General features: G+C 62.4%; 18 protein-coding genes. 10 read left to right on the top strand and 8 right to left on the bottom strand.

Features of this window, described 5'->3' with window-relative positions; all coding sequences use genetic code 11:
• Positions 1-12: 12 nt before the first annotated feature.
• From RUGAMON1_RS14820 to RUGAMON1_RS14835, 4 genes are all read right to left on the bottom strand, one after another.
• Positions 13-1,608 (bottom strand): methyl-accepting chemotaxis protein, encoded by a 1,596-nt coding sequence (locus RUGAMON1_RS14820; protein WP_445231228.1) that lies wholly within the window; start codon positions 1,606-1,608, stop codon positions 13-15.
• Between the two features lie 114 nt (positions 1,609-1,722).
• Positions 1,723-2,403: a response regulator transcription factor gene (locus RUGAMON1_RS14825; protein ID WP_445231229.1), complete on the bottom strand. Its 681-nt coding sequence runs from the start codon at positions 2,401-2,403 to the stop codon at positions 1,723-1,725.
• 55 nt (positions 2,404-2,458) lie between these two features.
• Positions 2,459-3,592 (bottom strand): PAS domain-containing sensor histidine kinase, encoded by a 1,134-nt coding sequence (locus RUGAMON1_RS14830; protein ID WP_445231230.1) that lies wholly within the window; start codon positions 3,590-3,592, stop codon positions 2,459-2,461.
• Positions 3,593-6,742, bottom strand: a complete 3,150-nt coding sequence (locus RUGAMON1_RS14835) for a DEAD/DEAH box helicase (protein ID WP_445231231.1) — start codon at positions 6,740-6,742, stop codon at positions 3,593-3,595.
• A 237-nt stretch (positions 6,743-6,979) separates the two neighbouring features.
• Between RUGAMON1_RS14835 and RUGAMON1_RS14840 the strand changes: the two genes are divergently transcribed.
• From RUGAMON1_RS14840 to RUGAMON1_RS14850, 3 genes are all read left to right on the top strand, one after another.
• Complete coding sequence (locus RUGAMON1_RS14840; protein WP_445231232.1) at positions 6,980-9,328, top strand: Tex family protein; 2,349 nt, start codon at positions 6,980-6,982, stop codon at positions 9,326-9,328.
• Between the two features lie 81 nt (positions 9,329-9,409).
• Positions 9,410-9,721 (top strand): Grx4 family monothiol glutaredoxin, encoded by a 312-nt coding sequence (grxD, locus tag RUGAMON1_RS14845; RefSeq protein WP_315399911.1) that lies wholly within the window; start codon positions 9,410-9,412, stop codon positions 9,719-9,721.
• Entirely contained in the window at positions 9,714-10,325 is a 612-nt protein-coding gene (locus RUGAMON1_RS14850; protein ID WP_445231233.1) for a UbiX family flavin prenyltransferase, read from the top strand. Before grxD ends, RUGAMON1_RS14850 begins: the two co-directional genes overlap by 8 nt.
• A 20-nt stretch (positions 10,326-10,345) precedes the next feature.
• Here RUGAMON1_RS14850 and RUGAMON1_RS14855 read toward each other — a convergent pair whose 3' ends face one another.
• The 3 genes from RUGAMON1_RS14855 to RUGAMON1_RS14865 form a co-directional block, all read right to left on the bottom strand.
• The gene (locus RUGAMON1_RS14855; RefSeq protein WP_020703835.1) at positions 10,346-10,516 is read right to left on the bottom strand and encodes a hypothetical protein; all 171 of its coding nucleotides are present in this window, start codon (positions 10,514-10,516) and stop codon (positions 10,346-10,348) included.
• A gap of 248 nt (positions 10,517-10,764) precedes the next feature.
• Positions 10,765-11,172, bottom strand: coding sequence for a hypothetical protein (locus tag RUGAMON1_RS14860; RefSeq protein ID WP_026334739.1), 408 nt, complete (start codon positions 11,170-11,172; stop codon positions 10,765-10,767).
• A gap of 243 nt (positions 11,173-11,415) precedes the next feature.
• Positions 11,416-12,456: an MBL fold metallo-hydrolase gene (locus RUGAMON1_RS14865; RefSeq protein ID WP_445231234.1), complete on the bottom strand. Its 1,041-nt coding sequence runs from the start codon at positions 12,454-12,456 to the stop codon at positions 11,416-11,418.
• 87 nt (positions 12,457-12,543) lie between these two features.
• Between RUGAMON1_RS14865 and RUGAMON1_RS14870 the strand changes: the two genes are divergently transcribed.
• The 7 genes from RUGAMON1_RS14870 (at position 12,544) to RUGAMON1_RS14900 (ending at position 20,182) form a co-directional block, all read left to right on the top strand.
• Positions 12,544-12,951 carry a MerR family transcriptional regulator gene (locus RUGAMON1_RS14870; protein WP_445231235.1) on the top strand — a complete coding sequence of 136 codons (408 nt, stop codon included), beginning with the start codon at positions 12,544-12,546 and terminating at the stop codon, positions 12,949-12,951.
• Positions 12,952-13,063: 112 nt separating this feature from the next.
• Entirely contained in the window at positions 13,064-14,248 is a 1,185-nt protein-coding gene (locus tag RUGAMON1_RS14875) for an isovaleryl-CoA dehydrogenase (protein ID WP_116991384.1), read from the top strand.
• A 74-nt stretch (positions 14,249-14,322) separates the two neighbouring features.
• Positions 14,323-16,146 carry a bifunctional isocitrate dehydrogenase kinase/phosphatase gene (gene aceK, locus RUGAMON1_RS14880; protein WP_445231236.1) on the top strand — a complete coding sequence of 608 codons (1,824 nt, stop codon included), beginning with the start codon at positions 14,323-14,325 and terminating at the stop codon, positions 16,144-16,146.
• Positions 16,139-17,338: an acetyl-CoA C-acyltransferase gene (locus RUGAMON1_RS14885; protein WP_332853847.1), complete on the top strand. Its 1,200-nt coding sequence runs from the start codon at positions 16,139-16,141 to the stop codon at positions 17,336-17,338. The genes aceK and RUGAMON1_RS14885 overlap by 8 nt, the downstream gene beginning before the upstream one ends.
• A gap of 4 nt (positions 17,339-17,342) precedes the next feature.
• The gene (locus RUGAMON1_RS14890) at positions 17,343-18,011 is read left to right on the top strand and encodes an SDR family oxidoreductase (protein ID WP_445231237.1); all 669 of its coding nucleotides are present in this window, start codon (positions 17,343-17,345) and stop codon (positions 18,009-18,011) included.
• An 84-nt stretch (positions 18,012-18,095) separates the two neighbouring features.
• Positions 18,096-19,223: an acyl-CoA dehydrogenase family protein gene (locus RUGAMON1_RS14895; RefSeq protein ID WP_445231238.1), complete on the top strand. Its 1,128-nt coding sequence runs from the start codon at positions 18,096-18,098 to the stop codon at positions 19,221-19,223.
• 515 nt (positions 19,224-19,738) lie between these two features.
• Positions 19,739-20,182 carry a hypothetical protein gene (locus tag RUGAMON1_RS14900; protein WP_445231239.1) on the top strand — a complete coding sequence of 148 codons (444 nt, stop codon included), beginning with the start codon at positions 19,739-19,741 and terminating at the stop codon, positions 20,180-20,182.
• Between the two features lie 66 nt (positions 20,183-20,248).
• Here the strand turns inward: RUGAMON1_RS14900 and RUGAMON1_RS14905 are convergent, their stop codons facing one another.
• Positions 20,249-20,542 (bottom strand): GIY-YIG nuclease family protein, encoded by a 294-nt coding sequence (locus RUGAMON1_RS14905; RefSeq protein WP_445231240.1) that lies wholly within the window; start codon positions 20,540-20,542, stop codon positions 20,249-20,251.
• Positions 20,543-20,577 lie beyond the last annotated feature (35 nt).

A 20,577-nucleotide genomic window follows, 5' to 3' on the forward strand; every position in this document is an offset into this window, starting at 1 on the left:
GTCCCCGATTATTCAAGCGCCCAGCAAAACCGGCATGACTCTGTCCCTCTTTTTGCTCATATTGCCGGAAAGCTGGAATACGCTGACCACGCGGGCCAACGCGCCGCTCTGGTCCTGCAGGGCGGCGGAGGCGGCGGCCGCTTCCTCGACCAGCGCGGCATTCTGCTGCGTCACCTGGTCCATTTGCGCGATGGCGCGGTTGATCTGCTCGATGCCGTTGGTCTGTTCGGCGCTGGCGGCGGTGATTTCACCGATGATATCGGTCACCCGCCGCACGTTGACGACGATTTCCCGCATCGTGCTGCCGGCCTGGGTCACCAGGCGCGCGCCGCTTTCCACCTTGTTGACCGAATCACCGATCAGGGCCTTGATTTCCTGCGCCGCGCTGGCGCTGCGCTGGGCCAGGTTGCGCACTTCGGTCGCCACCACGGCGAAGCCGCGGCCCTGGTCGCCGGCGCGGGCCGCCTCCACCGCCGCGTTCAGCGCCAGAATATTGGTCTGGAAGGCGATGCCGTCGATAACCGCGATGATGTCGACGATTTTATGCGCGGAGGCGCTGATCTCGCTCATGGTGTCGACCACTTCGTCGACCACGCTGCCGCCCTTGACCGCCACTTCCGAGGCCGACAGCGCCAGCGTGTGCGCCTGGCGCGAGTTGTTGCCGTTCTGCTTGACGGTGGCGGTCAGTTCTTCCATCGACGAGGCGGTCTGTTGCAGCGAACTGGCCTGCTGTTCGGTGCGGGCCGACAGATCGAGGTTGCCGCTGGCGATCTGGCCGGAAGCGGTGGCGATGGTGTCGGTGCCGCTGCGGACCTGGCCGACGATGTTGACCAGGCTGGCGTTCATGTCCTTCAGCGCTTGCAGCAGCATGCCGGTCTCGTCCTTGCTGCGCACGTCGATCTTGCTGCTCAGGTCGCCGGCGGCGACGGTCTGCGCGACCCGCACCGCCTTGTGGATAGGACCGGTGATCGAGACGCCGATGATGTAGGCGAACCAGGCGCCCAGCACCAGCGCGCCGGCCGTCAGCGCCAGCAGGAAGCGCTGGCCGGAATGGTATTGCGTCTGCACCTCTTCCCCCAGCGCGCGGCCGACGCCGGCCTCGTAGTCGCCGATCTTTTGCACGCTGTCCAGATAGGCATTGAATTGCTGTTCCATCTTGCTGTCTGCCAGCGCGCGGGCGCCGGCGATGTCGCCGCTCTTCTTCAGCTTGAACAACAGGTCGCGGCTGGCCGCATAGCCCTTGCGCACCGAGGCGACGGACTCCAGCAAGGCTTTTTCCTCATTGCTGGCAAGCAGGGGTTCGAGTTGTTTCTGGATGGCGTTGACGCGCGCGCGGGTGGCGGCGGCTTTTTCGGCGAGGGCCGGAGATTCGGCGGTTTCGGTATTGCGGGCAAAGGCCAGCACGCCGACGCCGCTGATGCTGATCTGGTTATGCCATTCGGCGGTCAAGCGTTCCTTGACGCTGGCGCTGCCGACCATCTGTTCCGTCAAGTCGCCCACGGCCTGCAAGCGCCACATGCCGGCCATGGCCATACCGACGACCAACAACATCACCAGGCCGAAGCCGCCAGCCAGGCGTATCCCTATCTTCCAATCGCTGTAGCGCATTACAATTCTCCCCAACACTGTAGGTGGAAAATTCATGCTACGACAAAGCTGCGCTTAGGAAACTCTCACATTCCCACACAACAAAATTACTATCGGAAATTGATCAAGATGCGATCAAGACAGGTTGAAGCTGGCGGACAGGCTGTAGCCTTCGCCATAGGCGCTGCGCAACGGCAGGTCCTGGCCCAGCCCGGTGCGGGCTTTTTTGCGTAAACGATACACCAGCATGTCGACCCGGCGGCCGGCGTCCGGATCGTCGCCGCCGATGCCGGCCACGATGACCTGGCGCGGCACGGGACGGGTGTTAATCGTCAGCAGATGCAGGAAATTGCATTCTTTTTCGGTCAAGGTGATCGCCATGCCCTGCAGTTCCAGCTGGCGGGCGCTGACCTTGAGCGTCCACTTGCTCGGCACAGGGAGGGTTTCCTGCGGACCGACGCGACGGTCCAGCGCCTCGATGTGGGCGGCCAGTTCCGGGAATTTGATCGGCTTGGTCAGGTAGTGGTCGGCGCCAAGGCGCAGACCGAGGATGCGGTTGTCGAAGGCGACCCGGCCGGTCAGCACCAGCAGGCCGATTTGCGGGTACAACTGGCGCATCCGGGGTATCACATTGAAACCGTCTTCGTCCGGCAGGCCCAGATCGAGCACCACCACTCCGACGTTGCCCTGGCTCAGGGCCGACCACATTTCGCTGGCGTTGTTAGTGATATGCACTTCGTGTTCAAGCTCAGTCAAAAACTCTGCCATTTCTTCGGCATAGTCCAGATTGTCTTCCACGATGAGTATTTGCGTCATTGATGCGCCATTCGATCGATTATTGAGCAACAGTGCTCAGTCCTGCCTTGCTGTTTCAGCTTGCGCTCGAGGAATTATCACTGCTGCCACCCGCCCGCGCAAGGCTTTTCCCGGCGCCGGCCGCTATGGGCAGCCAAATCCGAAATTCCGTGCCGCTTTCAGAAACATTTGTTGCCGTCAGCGTTCCCCCGTGTACATCCACCACTGCGCGCGCCATGTACAGGCCGAGCCCCGATCCGGCGATGCCGGCGGCGTTGCTGCCGCGGAAGGATTTGTCGAACACCTGCGCCAATTCCGCCGCCGGCAGACCGGCCCCGTGATCGCGCACCAGGAACTCGACGCCGCCCTCGCTTGCTACTTTGCCTATCAATTCTATCGGAGTATTGGCACTCGTGTACTTAATTGCATTGTCGAGCAAAATTTCCAGGCATAAGCGCACACCGGCCGGGTCGCAACGCATCCATTGCGGCAGCGCTTCGATCCGCACGCTCACCGCCGGACGGCGGCTGCGCGCCTGCTCGGCCACCGCTTCCAGCAGCGCGGCGGGGCAGATTTCATTCGGCTGGCGCTCGCGGCCGATGCTGGCCATGCGCTCCGGCGACAGGTACTCGTCCAGCATCACCAGCATGCGGTCGACCGCGGTCTGGATCTTGCGGTAGCGCTTGCGGGTGGCTTCGTCGTGATGGGCGCCGGTCATTTCCAGCCGCTGCACGGCGCCGTCGATGGTCGACAGCGGCGTGCGGAATTCGTGCGACAGCATGGAGGCGAATTTTTTCTGCTGCGCGGCCAGCTCGCGGCGCGCGCTCAGGTCGCGCACCACGCCGACCACGGAAACGGCGATACCGTCGTCATCGACGATCAGCGTGGATTCGATTTCCACCGGCAGCAGGCGGCCGTCCGCATGGGGCAGTTCGGTTTCGCGCACCAGGCGCAGGCGGCTCAGGTCCCCACCGGCGTGACGCGCCAGCCTGGCGGGCAATTGCTGCAACAGGCCGGCCGCCAGCGCCTGCGCCGAGTCCAGCGTGTAGCCGAACTGGCGCTCGGCGGCCGGGCTGAGCCAGGATAATCGCAGGCTGGCGCAGTCGGCCATCCAGCTGACCTCGCCGCTGTGCTGGAGCAACAGACGATAGCGCTCGGCCTCCGCCTGCGACTGGCGCAATGCCGCTTGCAGTTCGGCGACGGTCGCCACTTATTCCGCCAACGGTGCGAAGATCTGCTGCAAATCTTCCTGGGTGAGCGCCATTTTCTGCGACTCGCCTTCGGCCAGGATGGATTGCGCCAGATCGGATTTTTTCTGTTGCAGCACCTGGATTTTTTCTTCCAGCGTGCCCTTGGCGATCAGCTTGTAGACGAACACCGGCTTGTCCTGGCCGATGCGCCAGGCGCGGTCGGTGGCCTGGTTTTCCGCCGCCGGATTCCACCATGGATCATAATGGATCACGGTGTCGGCCGCCGTCAGGTTCAGGCCGACGCCGCCCGCCTTCAGGCTGATCAGGAAGATCGGCACCGCGCCCTGCTGGAAGGCCGCCACTTGCGCGCTGCGGTCCTTGGTTTCGCCGGTCAGCAGCGCATACGGAATATCGCGCGCTTCCAGTTCCTCCTCGATCAGCTCCAGCATGCTGGTGAACTGCGAGAACACCAGGATCTTGCGATTCTCTTCCAGCAAATCCTCGACCATCTGCATCAGGTCGATCAGCTTGGCCGAGCCGGCCGTCTGCTTCTTCGACGGCAGCGACTTGACCAGGCGCGGATCGCAGCACACCTGGCGCAGCTTGAGCAGCGCCTCCAGGATGACGATCTGGCTGCGCGCCACACCCTTGCGGTCGATTTCCTCGCGCACCTTCTGGTCCATGGCCAGGCGCACCGTCTCGTACAGGTCGCGCTGGGCGCCGGTCAGCTCGACCTTGCGCACCATCTCGGTCTTCGGCGGCAATTCCTTGGCCACGTTGTCCTTGGTCCGGCGCAGCAGGAAGGGCTTGATGCGGCGGTTCAGCAGCGCGCGCCGCAGCGGATCGTCCTGGCGCTCGATCGGATGGCGGAACACGGTGTTGAAACCCTTCTCGTCGCCCAGCAAGCCCGGCAGCAGGAAGTGGAACTGCGACCACAGCTCGCCCAGATGGTTTTCCAGCGGCGTGCCGGACAGGCACAGCCGGTGGCGCGCGCGCAGCAGGCCGGCGCTTTGCGCGGCCTTGCTGCGGGTGTTCTTGATGTAGTGCGATTCGTCCAGGATCACCAGGTGGAAATCATGCTCGCGCAGTTTTTCCTCGTCGCGCGGCAGCAGCGCGTAGGTGGTCAGCACCAGGTCGGCTTCGTCGATCTGGTCGAACTGGACCATGCGGTCCTTGCCTTGCAATAGCAGCACGCGCAGGCCGGGAGCGAAGCGCGCCGCCTCTTCCTGCCAGTTGCCCATCAGGCTGGTCGGTGCGATCACCAGCGCCGGCGCGGTCAGGCGGCCGGCTTCCTTCTCGACCAGGATGTGGGCCAGCGTCTGCACGGTCTTGCCCAGGCCCATATCGTCGGCCAGGATGCCGGCGAAGCCGTATTCGCGCAGGAACTGCATCCACGACAGGCCGTCGGTCTGGTAGTCGCGCAGCGTCGCCTGCAGGCCGGCCGGGGTGGGAATGCGCTTGACGGCGCCGAACTGGTTCAGGCGCGCGCCCATTTCGCGCAGCTCGGCGCCGCCGGTCCAGTTCAGCTCGACGTTGCGGGCCAGGTCGTCCAGGCGCGCCGCGTCCAGCGTGGCCATGCGCAGCGAGGTCTTGATCTTGTCGCTGAAATACAGCTCGCCCAGCGTGGTCAGGATGGGCTTGACGCGGCCCCACGGCAGGGCGACGCGGCTGCCGTCGGGCAGCGTGGCCAGCATCTGGTCTTCGTCGCCGTGCAGCGCGATGGACTTGGGATTGAAGTCGTTCGGCGCGCTGCGTATCATCTGCACTAGCACCGGCAGCAACGGCACGCGGTCCTGGTCGACCATGATGCCCAGTTCCAACTCGAACCAGGCGTGGCCGCCGTCGGCCGGATCTTCCACCACGTCCGCATACCAGTCGCCGACGTCGCTGACGTCGTAGCGGTACTTGACGGTTTTTTCCACTTTCCAGCCGGCCAGCTTCAGCGCCTCGATGCCATCGCGGGCGAAGCGCAGCCATTCGGCCTGGCTGGGCAGCAACAACCCACCCTTGACGCTGCTCAGCGGCAAGGTGGCGGGAGGCAGGAAATGACGTTCGGTCAGCAGCGACAGGGCCAGCTCTTCGGCGGCGGCGTCGCGCTGGATGATTTCGGTGACTTCGCCCTTCTGGCGCACCACGCGCTGCGACGGGTCGAAGGACACGCGCTCGCCGTCGTAGTCGAAGGACAGCACGGCGAAGTCGTGCCAGCGTTGCAGCGAGCCGTCGGCCAGCATGGCGGCGTCCAAGGTCAGCACCGGACGCGGCTTGACGTCGTCGCGTACGCGCTGCGGCAACGGTTGCGGCAGCGGCATCAGCTGCTGCAGGCCGTGGGCCAGCAGCAGTTGCGACACGCGCATCTTGTCGTTATTGGTCAGCAGCGGGGCTTGTGCCACCAGCGCCTGCAAATCGGCCAGCGGGATGGCCGCGCCGCCCTGGTTCAGTTGCAGCACGCCGCAAGAAAGATTGTCGATGTACCACGGCGGATCGGTCGGCAACATGTAGTCGACCTGGTCGGCGCCGACATGCTTGGCGTTCGGCGGCGCCTGTACTTGCCAGCCCAGGCGCAGGCCCTTGCCTTCTTCGCGCCAGGCCAGGTTGGCCTCGCGCATCACGCCACCCTTGAGCGGATAGACCAGACCGTTGCCGACGTCGGCCCAGGAGTTTGCCCAGAGCAACTTATCCTGTTCGGCCAGCATGTTCAGCAGGGCCGCGCCGATCTTGCCGCGCGGCTCGGTGGCGGAGCCGGTCTGGGAATTCTGTCCGCTGCGCATGGCAACGAAGAAACGGATCAAGTCCTCGTCGCCGGCCGCGAGGAAGCTCGGCGGCGCTGACAGCAGCGAGAACACTTCGCTCACCGGGCTGGCCGCGGCGACGTCGCCGTTCGAGCGCAGGCGTGCCTTGTACAGGCACAGCGCCACATGGCGGCCGCCGCTGGTGGGCGCCATCACGTAGATCAGCTTGTATTGGGTTTGTTGCTTCGGATCAGTATCGAGCGGCGGCGCGTTCAGTTTGGCTTTGGGATGCGCGGCGGCATCCACACGCTGCAGCCAGGTGGCTACGGCGTACGACAATTGATTCGCGGGCGGCGCAGGGCGGGCAGGAGATGCTGGGGCGGCCGGTGCAGCTGGCTTGGCGGGAACATCGTCGGTGGCGTCGTCGCGGGTAAAATCCATAGGTCGCATTGTTGGTCAAAGATGGTTCAAAAACGGCAACAGGCGATATTATCCGCCATACACGCGTTCGTGTTTGCGGATTCTTCATAAAACCCGCATGTAAACGTGTTCCTTGCGTGTTCCTTGCGTGTTCCTTGCACGTTCCACAGCGGTACACAGTCCTTTTGGACTGTCAAGACTGGCACATTCGCGCCGATTGCGTATGATTCCGGGCTTGACTGCTTAGGAATCGCCCACATGTTGCCTTCAATCGAACAACGTCTTGCCCTGGAACTGACTTGCAAACCGGTACAGGTTGCCGCCGCCATCGCCCTGTTGGACGAAGGCGCCACGGTGCCCTTCATCGCCCGCTACCGGAAAGAAGCCACCGGCGGCCTGGACGACATTCAACTGCGCCTGCTCGAAGAACGCCTGCGCTACCTGCGCGAGCTGGAAGACCGCCGCGCCGCGATTGTGGCATCGATCACCGAGCAGAATAAGATGACGCCGGAACTGTTAGATGCTGTCATGCACGCAGAAGACAAGACCCGTCTTGAAGACTTATACCTGCCATACAAGCAAAAACGCCGCACCAAGGCGCAAATCGCCATCGAAGCGGGCCTGGCGCCGCTGGCCGACGGCCTGCTGGACAACCCGGAACTGAACCCGGAGATGGAAGCCAACAAGTTCCTGCGCGAAGCCTTCACCACCGCCGAGGGCAACAATCCGGGCGTGGCCGACACCAAGGCCGCGCTGGACGGCGCCCGCCAGATCTTGATGGAACGCTTTGCCGAAGATGCAACGTTGCTGCAATCCTTGCGCGAATACGTACTGGATCATGGCATTGTTGAATCCAAGGTCATTGAAGGTAAGCAAGACGAAGGCGAAAAATTCGCCGATTACTTCGATTATTCCGAGACCATAGGCACCGTGCCGTCGCACCGCGCGCTGGCACTGTTGCGCGGACGCCGCGAAGGCATCCTCGATGTCACGCTGCGGCTGGACACCGAAGCCGAGAAACCGAAGTGGGACGCGCCGCACAATCCGTGCGAAGGCCGCATAGCCGCCCGTTTCGGCATCAAGAACCAGGGCCGTCCGGCCGACAAATGGCTGGGCGACACCGCCCGCTGGACCTGGCGCGTGAAGAGCTTCATGCACCTGGAAACCGAACTGATGGGCGCACTGCGCGAGCGTTCCGAGCTGGACGCGATCAACGTCTTCGCCACCAACCTGAAGGCGCTGCTGCTGGCCGCGCCGGCCGGCCAGCGCGCCACCATGGGCCTGGACCCTGGCCTGCGCACCGGCGTCAAGGTGGCGGTGGTGGACGCCACCGGCAAGGTGGTCGATACCGCCGTGATCTACCCGCACCAGCCGAAAAACGACTGGGACGGCTCGCTGCACACGCTGGGCAAGCTGGCCGCCAAGCACAATGTGTCGCTGATTTCGATCGGCAACGGCACCGCCTCGCGCGAAACCGACAAGCTGGCGCAGGACTTGATCAAGCAATTCCCCGAGCAGAAAATGACCAAGATCGTCGTCTCGGAAGCGGGCGCGTCGGTGTACTCGGCGTCGGAGTTCGCCTCGCGCGAGCTGCCGGACATGGACGTGTCGCTGCGCGGCGCGGTGTCGATCGCCCGCCGTTTGCAGGATCCGCTGGCCGAGCTGGTCAAGATCGATCCGAAATCGATCGGCGTCGGCCAGTACCAGCACGACGTTTCGCAGACCCAGCTGGCCCGCTCGCTGGACGCGGTGGTCGAGGATTGCGTGAACGCGGTCGGCGTCGACGTGAACACCGCCTCGGCGCCGCTGCTGGCGCGCGTGTCGGGCCTGTCGGCCTCGGTGGCGCAGGCGATCGTGTCCTACCGCGACGTCAAGGGCGCGTTCACCTCGCGCGCCGGCCTGAAAGCGGTGCCGCGCCTGGGCGACAAGACCTTCGAACAGGCGGCCGGCTTCCTGCGCGTGATGGGCGGCGAGAACCCGCTGGACGCGTCGGCGGTGCACCCGGAATCGTATCCGCTGGTGGAAAAAATCCTCAGTGACATCAAGAAGGACATCAAGGCCGTCATCGGCGAGACCGCGCTGATCAAGACGCTGAATCCGGCCAAGTACGCCGACGACAAGTTCGGCGTGCCGACCATCAGCGACATCCTCAAGGAGCTGGAGAAGCCGGGCCGCGATCCGCGTCCCGAGTTCACCACCGCCACCTTCAAGGATGGCGTGGAGGAAATCCGCGACCTGCGTCCGGACATGATTTTGGAAGGCGTGGTCACCAACGTGGCCGCGTTCGGCGCGTTTGTCGACATCGGCGTCCACCAGGACGGCCTGGTGCACATCTCGGCCTTGTCGAACACCTTCGTCAAGGATCCGCACACGGTGGTCAAGGCTGGCCAGGTGGTTAAAGTGAAAGTGCTGGAAGTGGACGAGAAGCGCAAGCGCATCGCCCTGACCATGCGCCTGAGCGACAGCGCGCCGCAAGCCGGTTCGCAGCCGCAGCAGCGCGGCGACCGCAACGACCGCAAGAGCATGGGCCAGCACCAGAAGCAGGCCGCCAAATCCGAGCCGGTCGGCGGCAGCATGGCGGCGGCGTTCGCCAAGCTGCGCGGCTGACCCAACGGCCATAAAAATACCGGTGCCGCCGTTTTCTTATAAAATGACGGCATCTATTTACATCTTTTCACTGAGGCAGCTATGAGCGACGTACAAACCTGGATCAAAGAAACCGTGACCGGCACCCCTGTGGTGCTGTTCATGAAGGGCACCGCCCAGTTCCCGCAATGCGGCTTTTCCGGCCGCGCCATCCAGATCCTGAAGGCCTGCGGCGTCGAGAACATCGCCACCGTGAACGTGCTGGAAGATCCGGAAGTACGCCAGGGCATCAAGGACTACTCGAACTGGCCGACCATTCCTCAGCTCTACGTCAAGGGCGAGTTCATCGGCGGTTCGGACATCATGAACGAGATGTTCGAGTCCGGCGAGCTAAAGGCCCTGCTGGATGCCTGATCGTCCGCGGCGGATAATTATCGCCATCACCGGCGCCACTGGCGCGGTGTATGGCGTGCGTCTGCTGCAACAGTTGGAAGAAGTGCGCCGGTCGGGGAGCCGCCCTATCGAGACACACCTGATCGTTTCCGATGCCGCGGTCCTCACGCTGCACCAGGAAACCGGTCTGCAGCGGCGCGAAGTCGAAGCCTTGGCCCACGTGGTGCACAAGGTGCGCGACGTCGGCGCCTCGATCGCCAGCGGTTCGTTCCAGTCGGATGGGATGATCGTAGCGCCATGCTCGATGAAGACGCTGGCGTCGGTGGCGCATGGCCTGTCGGACAACCTGATCGCGCGCGCGGCCGACGTGGTGCTCAAGGAGCGCCGCCGGCTGGTGCTGATGGTGAGGGAAACGCCGTTCAACCTGGCGCACTTGCGCAATATGACGGCGGTGACGGAAATGGGCGGGATCATCTTCCCGCCGCTGCCCAGCTTTTATCACAACCCGCAAAGCATTGCGGAGATGGTTGACCACACGGTCGGCCGGGTCATCGATTTGTTCGGCATCGAGCACACAATGGCCCCGCGCTGGAACGGCATGAAGCCGACCAGCGAGTCCAACTAAGACCTGCACTACCCTCCAGCCTAGCGTTTATCGAACTGCGATCCGCTGGCTTTCTTCAGATCCCGTGCTTCCTCGACCATGCGGCGGTGGGCAATGCGCTTGCGCATTACCTCCGCGTGCTGGGCGGCGGTCATCGGGGGGACGGTCATCAAATCTTTTAGCTGCGCGACGTTGCTGTAGTTACTTTTCATAAGACGGCTCAAAAGCTTGGCTCCCGAAGTAAATGCTGCGGCTCAGCGATGGCTGATTACCTATTGTGCCTCAAATCCGTGTCGGAACTATGACAATTCGTAAAGCCCCCGAAAATAAAAAGGGCGCCCCCTGAAGGACGCCCTATCCGAACAAAAACCGGCCAAACTGTGAAACTAGTTTCACACGGAAACACTTTCGGCCTTAGCCACAAACGGTCAAAATAACTCCGTAGTAGTACTGAAAATGACTACTTTTGGTAATTAACCCGCACCAACATGCGAATAAATTCGCGAGCAATCTGGCGGTGATGCTCGTCCAGGCGTTGCAAATCGGCGATCAGCTTGACGTCGGCCGACTCGAAGCGCGACAGGCCGTTGCCCCCTTCACCGGTAGGCGCGTCCGCTTCGGCGCCGCCAAAGCGCAGCCATTCGGCCGGCACGCCCAGCCACTGCGCGATCATGCGCAGTTTTTCCTGGGTCGGAATCGCCTCGCCTACCAGCCACTTGCGGGCGGCGTGGACGGTGATCGGTCGGCCATCGAATCGGATATTGAATTCCCGCGCCAATCGAGTCGGGCTGTCGGGGGAGTAGTGGGCGTTTTTGAGTGCCTGTTGCAGGCGCTGGCTAAAGCTTTCGCGTTCATTAGAAGAATTCATAATTGCACTATTTCACGTTGCGTCATGAAAGTCAGTCTCTTGTTTTTAAGATCTGATTGTGACGTGATGGGATTTTATAATTAACACTTTATCCTCTGTAAGTGCAAGTACAGGGGAGAACCTGTACCGAACTTTATTCGGTTTACCGCTGCCAAACGGACCGAAGTCTTGGAGCCGTTTATAGCGGAAATAGTGAAGTTATTACAATAACACCACTACTAGTTTACGGCCACACTTTCAACGCTACGCGACGCGGAAACGTATGATGCCGTCCGCCCCTGTTTCACGGCGCACGATACCGTCGTGCCACAATTTGTGCAGATGCGCCAGCGCCTCGCCCAGCGCAAAGCTAAGCTGGTGGGCGTCTAGCGGCCGTTTGAACATCATCGGCACGATGTCGGCCGCCGACTGCCAGTCGCGGCAGGCGTCGACCACTTCGGCCAACCGCTCGACGTGGTGCTGGCGCAACTGGGCGATGCGGGTATGCAGCCCCCGGAACGGTTTGCCGTGTGAGGGCAGTACCAATACATCATTCGGCAAGTCAACAAACTTGTCCAACGAGTCAAGATACAGCGTCAGCGAGTTGGCCTCCGGTTCCACCGCGAAAACCGACACATTGGTGGAGATGCGCGGCAGCACCATATCGCCGGCGATCAGCACCTTGAGTGCCTCGCAATACAGCGAAGCATGCTCGGGGGCATGGCCGAAGCCGGTGATCACCCGCCAGCCATAATCGCCAATAACAACCAACTGTCCATCCTGGATGCGGGTGTAGGCGGCCGGCACCGACGGCACCAGGGTCGGATAGTAGTTTTTCCGGCTTGCCATTTTTTCCAGCATGTCCGGGTCGCGCAGGCCGTGGCGCTGGAAATGCGGCAGCGCCGCCGAACCGTCCACGCCCGGCAGGGCGGCCGACATCATGCGCGCGAAGGCGTATTCGCCGGTGGTGGTCCACAGCGGCGCATCCCAGCGGCGGCACAGCCAGTCGGCCAGGCCGATATGGTCGGGATGGCAATGGGTGGCAAACACGCGGCGCACCGGCAGGCCGTCCAGGCCGGTGTCGAAGATGGTTTCCCAGGCGGCGCGGGTGGCGTCCCCCGCGACACCACTGTCGACCACGCTCCAGCCGTCGCCGTCGCGCAGCAGCCACAGGTTGATATGATCCAGCGCAAACGGCAGCGGCATGCGCAGCCAGCGCAGGCCGGGGACGATCTCGTGCACGGCGCCGGTGGCGGGGATGGTGTCGCCCAGCGGGTAGTCCAGTTGCGATTCGAGCGGATTCATTTTTTTTCTTTCAAGATGTCAGGCGCGCTACAATGTGCTTGACGTTGACGTAAACGGAAATTGTACGACTTTACCGCAAACCCAGAGATGCCCACCACTTACACCATCACCGAACTGGCCCGTGAATTCGACATCACGGCGCGCGCCATCCGCTTTTACGAAGACCAGGGCCTGCTGAGCCCGTCCCGCGAAGGCGCGGGCGGCCGCAACCGGGTCTACACGCCGCGCGACCGCACCCGCCTCAAGCTGACCCTGCGCGGCAAGCGCCTGGGGCTGTCGCTGTCGGAGATCAAGAGCCTGGTCGACATGTACGAATCGCCGAAGGACACCAGCGCCCAGATGAACCGCTTTCTGGGCGTGCTGGCGCAACACCGCGAAACGCTGGAACAGCAGCGCGAGGACATCGAAATGTCGCTGGCCGAGATCACCGCCCACGAGGACGAATGCAGGCGCCTGCTGGCCGCCATCGGCGAACCCCGGCCGGCCACCATCTGACAAAAATAACAATATTGCGTGGCGGCCCACCGTCACCACTGCTTTACGTTTACGTTAACGTCACACCGGCGTATTATTGACGCTTCCAACAAAACACAAGAATGAGGACGACATGCTCCATCTCCCAGGCCTGACCTTTGACCACGGCGAAGACATCGCCGCCCTGCGCGAAGCCGTGCAACAGTTCGCCGCCGCCGAAATCGCGCCGCGCGCCGCTGAAATCGACCGCAGCGACCAGTTCCCGATGGATCTGTGGCGCAAGATGGGCGACCTGGGCGTGCTCGGCATCACCGTCGGCGAAGAATACGGCGGCGCCAACATGGGCTACCTGGCCCACATCGTCGCGATGGAAGAAATCTCGCGCGCCTCGGCCTCGGTCGGCCTGTCGTACGGCGCCCACTCGAATCTGTGCGTCAACCAGATCAAGCGCAACGGCACCGAAGAGCAAAAACAAAAATACCTGCCGAAGCTGATCTCCGGCGAACACGTGGGCGCCTTGGCGATGTCCGAGCCGAACGCCGGTTCCGACGTGGTCAGCATGAAGCTGCGCGCCGACTTCAAGGGCGACCGCTGGGTGCTCAACGGCACCAAGATGTGGATCACCAACGGCCCCGACGCCGACGTGCTGGTGGTCTACGCCAAGAGCGACCTGGAAGCCGGCCCGAAAGGCATGACCGCCTTCCTGATCGAGAAAGACTTCAAGGGCTTCTCCGTGGCCCAGAAGCTCGACAAGCTGGGCATGCGCGGCTCGCACACCGGCGAGCTGGTGTTCGACAACTGCGAAGTGCCGGCCGAGAACGTGCTGGGCGGCCTGGGCAAGGGCGTCAACGTGCTGATGTCCGGCCTGGACTTCGAGCGCACCGTGCTGTCCGGCGGCCCGCTGGGCATCATGCAAGCTTGCATGGACGCGGTGGTGCCCTACATCCACGACCGCAAGCAATTCGGCCAGCCGATCGGCGAATTCCAGCTGATGCAGGGTAAGATTGCGGACATGTACTCGACCATGATGGCGTGCAAGGCATATGTGTACGCCGTCGGTCAGGCCTGCGACCGGGCCAAAACCCCGGAAGCGGTCCGCCAGTTGCGCAAGGATGCAGCGGGAGCCATTTTGTATAGCGCAGAAAAAGCGACCTGGATGGCCGGCGAGGCGATCCAGACGCTGGGCGGCAACGGCTACATCAACGAGTATCCGGTCGGCCGCCTGTGGCGCGACGCCAAATTGTATGAAATTGGCGCCGGCACCAGCGAAATCCGCCGCATGCTGATCGGCCGCGAACTGTTCGCGGAAACCAAGTAAGCATCGCGTGTGCGTGGGCTGGCCCGGCGGCAGTATTCCGCTGATAGCCAGCTAACGCACACCAGGGCTGACCCATGATCCAGGCTGCTTTCCCCAAACTGCTGCGCTCGCAGATCGCGTTCGACATCGCCCGCACCATCCGCGACGGTTTCGACAAGCACTACCGCTTGTTCCGGCTCACCAGCCAGCAGGCCAAGCAGCACTTCGAGCAGGGCGCCTGGCGCACCGCGCAGCAGGCCGCGCGCGAGCGCATCGACTTCTACGACCGCCGCGTGCAGGAATGCGTGCAGATGCTGGAAGACGAGTACGATCCGGCCGAGCTGACCGACGAGGTGTGGCGCGAACTCAAGCTGCACTACATCGGCATGCTGTCCGACCACAAGCAGCCGGAGCTGGCCGAGACCTTCTTCAACTCGGTCTGCTGCAACATCCTGCACCGCCGCTACTTCCACAACGAATTCATCTTCGTGCGCCCGGTGGTCTCCACCGAGTACATCGAAACCGAGGAAATCGCGCCGACCTACCGCGTCTACTACCCCGGCACCGACGGCCTGCACTACACGCTCAAGCGCATCATCACCAACTTCCAGCTGGCCACCAGGTTCGCCAACCTGACGCGCGACGTGGCGCAGATCGAAGCCCGGCTGCGCACGCTGTTCGGCGGCATCAAGCTGGAACCCAACCACCAGATCCATGTGCTGTCGAGCCTGTTCTTCCGCAACAAGGGCGCCTACATCGTCGGCAAGGGCATCAACGGCAACAAGGAATACCCCTTCGTCGTGCCCATCCTGCACAACAAGCACGGCGAACTGATACTCGACACCGTGCTGTTCGACCAGGAACAGATCACGATCCTGTTCTCGTTCACGCGCGCCTACTTCCTGGTCGACATGGAAGTGCCGTCGGCCTACGTGCAGTTCCTGCGCACGCTGCTGCCGCGCAAGCCGCGCAGCGAGATCTACACCATCCTCGGCCTGCAAAAGCAGGGCAAGACGCTGTTCTACCGCGACTACCTGCAACACCTGAAGCATTCGTCCGACCTGTTCGACATCGCGCCCGGCATCCGCGGCCTGGTGATGCTGGTGTTCGCGCTGCCGTCGTTCCCGTATGTGTTCAAGGTCATCAAGGACTTCTTCCCGGCGCCCAAGGAAACCACGCGCGCGTTGATCAAGGAAAAATACCTGCTGGTGAAACACCACGACCGCGTCGGCCGCATGGCCGACACGCTGGAATATTCCAACGTCGCCTTCCCGCGCCACCGCTTCAGCGAAGAGCTGATCGCCGAGCTCAAGCATTTCGTGCCGTCGCTGCTGGAAGAGGAAGGCGATCAGCTGGTCATCAAACACCTGTACATCGAGCGCCGCATGGTGCCGCTGAACATGTGGCTGACCAACGCCGACAACGACAACGACGAGCTGCAGATCGAGCACGGCGTGCTCGAGTACGGCAACGCCATCAAGGAACTGGTGGCGGCCAACATCTTCCCCGGCGATATGCTATATAAGAACTTCGGCGTCACGCGCCACCAGCGCGTGGTGTTTTACGATTACGATGAAATCGAATACATCACCGACTGCAATTTCCGCGTGATCCCGGAAGCGCGCACGGAAGAAGAGGAAATGGCCTCCGAACCGTGGTACCCGATCGGCAAGTACGACGTCTTCCCCGAGCAGTTCGGCAGGTTCCTGCTGGGGAACGCCAAGATCCGCAAATATTTTATGAAGCACCACAGTGACCTGTTGACGCAAGCCTGGTGGCAGGCGCGCAAGCAGCGCATCCTTGAAGGCCATGTGGAAGACGTGTTCCCGTATCCGCAGCACATCCGTTTTTGCAATCAACACACCACCCCACCGGCGGCCATCCAGCCGCCATTTATGGAGACTCTAGAAAATGAATGATCCTATCGTAATCGTCGGTGCAGCTCGCACCCCCATGGGCGCCTTCCAGGGCGACTTCTCCAGCAAGGTCGCGCATGACCTGGGCGCCGTCGCGATCCAGGCCGCCGTCGAGCGCTCCGGCATCGATGGCAAGCTGGTCGAGCACGTCTACTTCGGCAACTGCCTGATGGCGGGCCAGGGCCAGGCGCCAGCACGCCAGGCGCTGTTGAAAGCCGGCCTGCCGACCTCGACCGGCGCCGTCACCTTGTCCAAGATGTGCGGCTCGGCCATGCAGGCCGCGATCTTCGCGCACGACCAGTTGGTCGCCGGCAGCGCCGACGTGGTAATCGCCGGCGGCATGGAATCGATGACCAACGCACCCTACCTGGTGCCGAAGGCGCGCGGCGGCTACCGCATCGGCCACGGCATGCTGTTCGACCACATGATGTACGACGGCCTGGAAGACGCCTACTCGCGCAACGAAAAAACCGGCGAAGGCCGCTCGATGGGCACCTTCGCCGAAGAGTGCTCGGCCAAGTACGAATTCACCCGCGAAGCGCAGGACAACTTCGCCATCGAATCGGTCAAGCGCGCGCAAGTCGCCACCAACGAAGGCTGGTTCAAGTGGGAAATCGCGCCGGTCACCGTGACCAGCCGCGCCGGCGACACCGTCATCGACAAGGATGAAGGCCCGCTCAAGGCCAAGGTTGAAAAGATCCCGACCCTGCGCGCCGCTTTCAAGAAAGACGGCACCATCACCGCCGCCTCGTCGTCGTCGATCAACGACGGCGCCGCCGCGCTGGTGATGATGCGCGAATCGACCGCCAAGAAACTGGGCCTGACCGTGATCGCCAAGATCCACGGCCACGCCACCTTCGCGCAGGAGCCCAACCTGTTCACCACCGCACCGATCGGCGCGGTTGAAAAGCTGTACAAGAAAATCGGCTGGGGCACCAAGGACGTCGACCTGTTCGAGATCAACGAAGCGTTTGCCGCCGTGCCGATGGCCGCCATGCGCGACCTCGACATCCCGCACGACAAGGTCAACATCCACGGCGGCGCCTGCGCGCTGGGCCATCCGATCGGCGCCTCCGGCGCGCGCATCATCGTCACCCTGATCGGCGCGCTGAAACGCACCGGCGGCAAGAAGGGCGTGGCGGCGCTGTGCATCGGCGGCGGCGAAGCGACCGCCATGGCCATCGAACTGGCCTAAGCGGATGGCGACGGCACTGATCATCGGCGCCTCGCGCGGCATCGGCCTGGAACTGGTGCGCCAGTACCTGGCCGACGGCTGGCGCGTGATCGCCACCGCGCGCAAGGCGGAAGACATCGATGCGCTGGCCGCGATGGGCGCCGAGGCCCACGGGCTGGACGTGACCAACGTCGAAGCCGTTGCGGGGCTGGGCTGGAAGCTGGACGGCGAGGAGCTCAACGTGGCCATCCTCAACGCCGGCGTGTACGGCCCGCGCCACGACGGCTTCCCGCTGCAAACGGACTTCGACACGGTGATGCACACCAACGTGCTGGCGGCGATGCGGCTGCTGCCCATCCTCGCGCCGATCGTGTGCGCGGTGCGCGGCAAGCTGGCGGTGCTGTCGTCGAAGATGGGTTCGCTCAGCGAGCGCGGCAATCCGACCGGCTCGCTGTACCGCGCCAGCAAGGCGGCGCTCAATTCGGTGCTGATCGATACGGCGCTGAGCTTCGGCAAGCAGGGCGCCACCTGTGTCGCCCTGCATCCTGGCTGGGTGCGTACGGACATGGGAGGCGGCGACGCCGATCTGCCGGTGGAGGAGAGCGCGGCAGGCATACGCGCAACGATAAGCGGGTTGCCCGCATCCGAAGTCGCCGTCTATCGCAACTACGACGGCGCGGAAATCGGCTGGTAAACCCCGCACAGCCAACCGGGGTCTGACCCCGTACGGGGTCAGACCCTTGCGACGGTTTGCGGGTTAACAATAAAACGAGACAATATGATACTGAGCGAAGAACACGAAATGATACGCGACGCCCTGCGCACGTTTGCGCGGGAGCGCCTGGCGCCCAACGCCGCCCGCTGGGACAAGGAGCATCACTTCCCGAAAGAGGAGCTGAAGGAGCTGGCCGCGCTGGGCGCGTTCGGCGTCGCGGTGCCGGAGGCGCTGGGCGGCGCCGGCATGGACTACGTGTCGCTCGCGCTGGTATTGGAAGAGATCGCGGCAGGCGATGGCGGCACGTCCACCATCATCTCGGTCAACAACTGTCCGGTGTGCAGCATCGCGATGATGTACGCCAACGACAAGCAGAAAGAACAGTGGCTGCGTCCGCTGGCGCAGGGCGAGATGCTGGGCGCCTTCTGCCTGACCGAGCCGCACACCGGCAGCGACGCCGCCGCGCTGCGCACCACCGCCACGCGCGATGGCGACGAGTACGCGATCAACGGCGTCAAGCAGTTCATCACCAGCGGCAAGTACGCGGACGTCGCGATCGTCATGGCGGTGACCGACAAGGCGGCTGGCAAGAAGGGCATCAGCGCGTTCTGGGTGCCGACCTCGGCGCCGGGCTACATCGTGGCCGGGCTGGAGCAGAAGATGGGCCAGCACTCGTCGGATACGGCGCAGATCTTGTTCGAGAACTGCCGCATCCCGGCGGAGAACCTCATCGGCGAGGAAGGCCAGGGCTACAAGATCGCCTTGTCCGGCCTGGAGGGCGGCCGCATCGGCATCGCCTCGCAGGCGGTGGGCATGGCGCGCGCCGCGTATGAAGCGGCGCTGGCGTATGCAAGGGATCGTGAAAGCTTCGGCAAGCCGATCTTCGAGCACCAGGCGGTGCAGTTCCGTTTATCGGACATGGCGACGCAGATCGAAGCGGCGCGCCAGCTGATCCGCCACGCGGCGTCGATGAAGGATGCGGGCCTGCCGTGTCTGAAGGAAGCGGCGATGGCCAAGCTGTTCGCGTCCGAGATGGCGGAGAAGGTCTGCTCCGACGCCATCCAGGTGCACGGCGGTTACGGCTACGTGTCCGACTTCCCGGTGGAGCGCATCTACCGCGACGTACGGGTCTGCCAGATCTACGAAGGCACCAGCGACATCCAGAAACTGCTGATCGCCCGCGCGCTGTAAGACAACGCCCGCTCCGTCATTCCCGCGCAGGCGGGAATCCATAGAACGCCTCAGTAACAGGCTCAGTATGGATTCCCACCTGCGTGGAAAGAACACTATTAGATGGCCACGCCACCGCTCAAGAGGTAGCCACCCGAAAACTATGTCTTGGGCATGTCCGTGCCGTTCCAGCGCGCACGAACAGTACCGCACACTCAGATGGCTCATCGCGATAAAGGCAGACGCCAGATTATCATGATGACCAAGACAAACCACATTAACAAGCAGGACTCCATCGGATAGCGACGAATAGCGGCCAATAGGCGACGCGGTTTTTTCAAGACAATTGCAGCAATTTCCCACATGATCATTCCTTTTATAGACTTCGGCCAGCGCCGCCGAAAAGCGCTATTGTTACGTCAACAGGACCATCTGTCTTTGCAACCGCGATAAACTGTTGCTCTGGATGACGGCATGCAGAAAGTATCGTCCGGTTATCGTGGAACAAAATCATCGGAATAAAAAGAAAATTTCGGATGGCTGAAGAGAAACCTAAATCGAAACGCCATGTTGCTCCGTATGGGGAAGAAGCGATGCGCTCGTACTCTGTGCGTCTCACCAAGGCGCAGTACGAATACTTCGTGGAGGTCGGAGAGGGGAATTTGTCTTTGGGCGTACGCCGAGTAATCGAACGCATAATGGAACTGGAAAGGACTCTCCCTGCTGAAGAGTGGCAGCGTCGACTGCAAGCAGCCAAGGCGAAACGAGCAATTAGAAACCGAGTCAAGATCACTCCGACAGCCAACGGGCGAGGACGTCCAGCGCTATCTGCGGAAAAAATTAAGGCCGCACAAGACATGTATGCGCACCAGGGTCGCTCGGTCAAAGAAATTGCAGAAGCTCTTCAAATTCACATTTCCACTTTCTACAAGTACGTAGACGTAAGAAGGAACCCTAATAACCCGGTCAGCGTTCAGTAGCGTAGTGGTCAGTTTGAGTGGCTTGTACAACTGCGCGGGAACGACAAGGTTTAACGCGTCTTTCTTTCACCCAGTGAAGTCCTCGAACAAATCGCGCCACATTGGATTAGATTTTTGTATCAACCCGATCTTCCAATCGCGGCGCCATTTCTTGATCTGCTTCTCGCGTGTAATCGCGGCCAGGATCTCTGCATGCTGCTCGTACCAGACCAGGCGCTTGACGGCATATTCCTTGGTAAAGCCTTCTGCGATACCTTCACGATGTTGCCAGACACGCTGGATCAGATTTGAAGTCACGCCGACATATAACGTGCCGTAACGGTTGCTGGCGAGGATGTAGACATAGCTTTCTTTGCCCATGATTTTCTCAACTCGATGAGTGAGAAAAAATAGTC

Source organism: Duganella rhizosphaerae, assembly GCF_040364205.1.
GTDB classification, from domain to species: domain Bacteria; phylum Pseudomonadota; class Gammaproteobacteria; order Burkholderiales; family Burkholderiaceae_D; genus Rugamonas; species Rugamonas rhizosphaerae.

Coding starts and splice junctions, on each gene's coding strand:
- RUGAMON1_RS14820 (WP_445231228.1), bottom strand. CDS start 1,608: ATGCGCTACAGCGATTGGAAGATAGGGATACGCCTGGCTGGCGGCTTC.
- RUGAMON1_RS14825 (WP_445231229.1), bottom strand. CDS start 2,403: ATGACGCAAATACTCATCGTGGAAGACAATCTGGACTATGCCGAAGAA.
- RUGAMON1_RS14835 (WP_445231231.1), bottom strand. CDS start 6,742: ATGGATTTTACCCGCGACGACGCCACCGACGATGTTCCCGCCAAGCCA.
- RUGAMON1_RS14840 (WP_445231232.1), top strand. CDS start 6,980: ATGTTGCCTTCAATCGAACAACGTCTTGCCCTGGAACTGACTTGCAAA.
- grxD (WP_315399911.1), top strand. CDS start 9,410: ATGAGCGACGTACAAACCTGGATCAAAGAAACCGTGACCGGCACCCCT.
- RUGAMON1_RS14850 (WP_445231233.1), top strand. CDS start 9,714: ATGCCTGATCGTCCGCGGCGGATAATTATCGCCATCACCGGCGCCACT.
- RUGAMON1_RS14855 (WP_020703835.1), bottom strand. CDS start 10,516: ATGAAAAGTAACTACAGCAACGTCGCGCAGCTAAAAGATTTGATGACC.
- RUGAMON1_RS14860 (WP_026334739.1), bottom strand. CDS start 11,172: ATGAATTCTTCTAATGAACGCGAAAGCTTTAGCCAGCGCCTGCAACAG.
- RUGAMON1_RS14865 (WP_445231234.1), bottom strand. CDS start 12,456: ATGAATCCGCTCGAATCGCAACTGGACTACCCGCTGGGCGACACCATC.
- RUGAMON1_RS14870 (WP_445231235.1), top strand. CDS start 12,544: ATGCCCACCACTTACACCATCACCGAACTGGCCCGTGAATTCGACATC.
- RUGAMON1_RS14875 (WP_116991384.1), top strand. CDS start 13,064: ATGCTCCATCTCCCAGGCCTGACCTTTGACCACGGCGAAGACATCGCC.
- aceK (WP_445231236.1), top strand. CDS start 14,323: ATGATCCAGGCTGCTTTCCCCAAACTGCTGCGCTCGCAGATCGCGTTC.
- RUGAMON1_RS14885 (WP_332853847.1), top strand. CDS start 16,139: ATGAATGATCCTATCGTAATCGTCGGTGCAGCTCGCACCCCCATGGGC.
- RUGAMON1_RS14890 (WP_445231237.1), top strand. CDS start 17,343: ATGGCGACGGCACTGATCATCGGCGCCTCGCGCGGCATCGGCCTGGAA.
- RUGAMON1_RS14895 (WP_445231238.1), top strand. CDS start 18,096: ATGATACTGAGCGAAGAACACGAAATGATACGCGACGCCCTGCGCACG.
- RUGAMON1_RS14900 (WP_445231239.1), top strand. CDS start 19,739: ATGGCTGAAGAGAAACCTAAATCGAAACGCCATGTTGCTCCGTATGGG.
- RUGAMON1_RS14905 (WP_445231240.1), bottom strand. CDS start 20,542: ATGGGCAAAGAAAGCTATGTCTACATCCTCGCCAGCAACCGTTACGGC.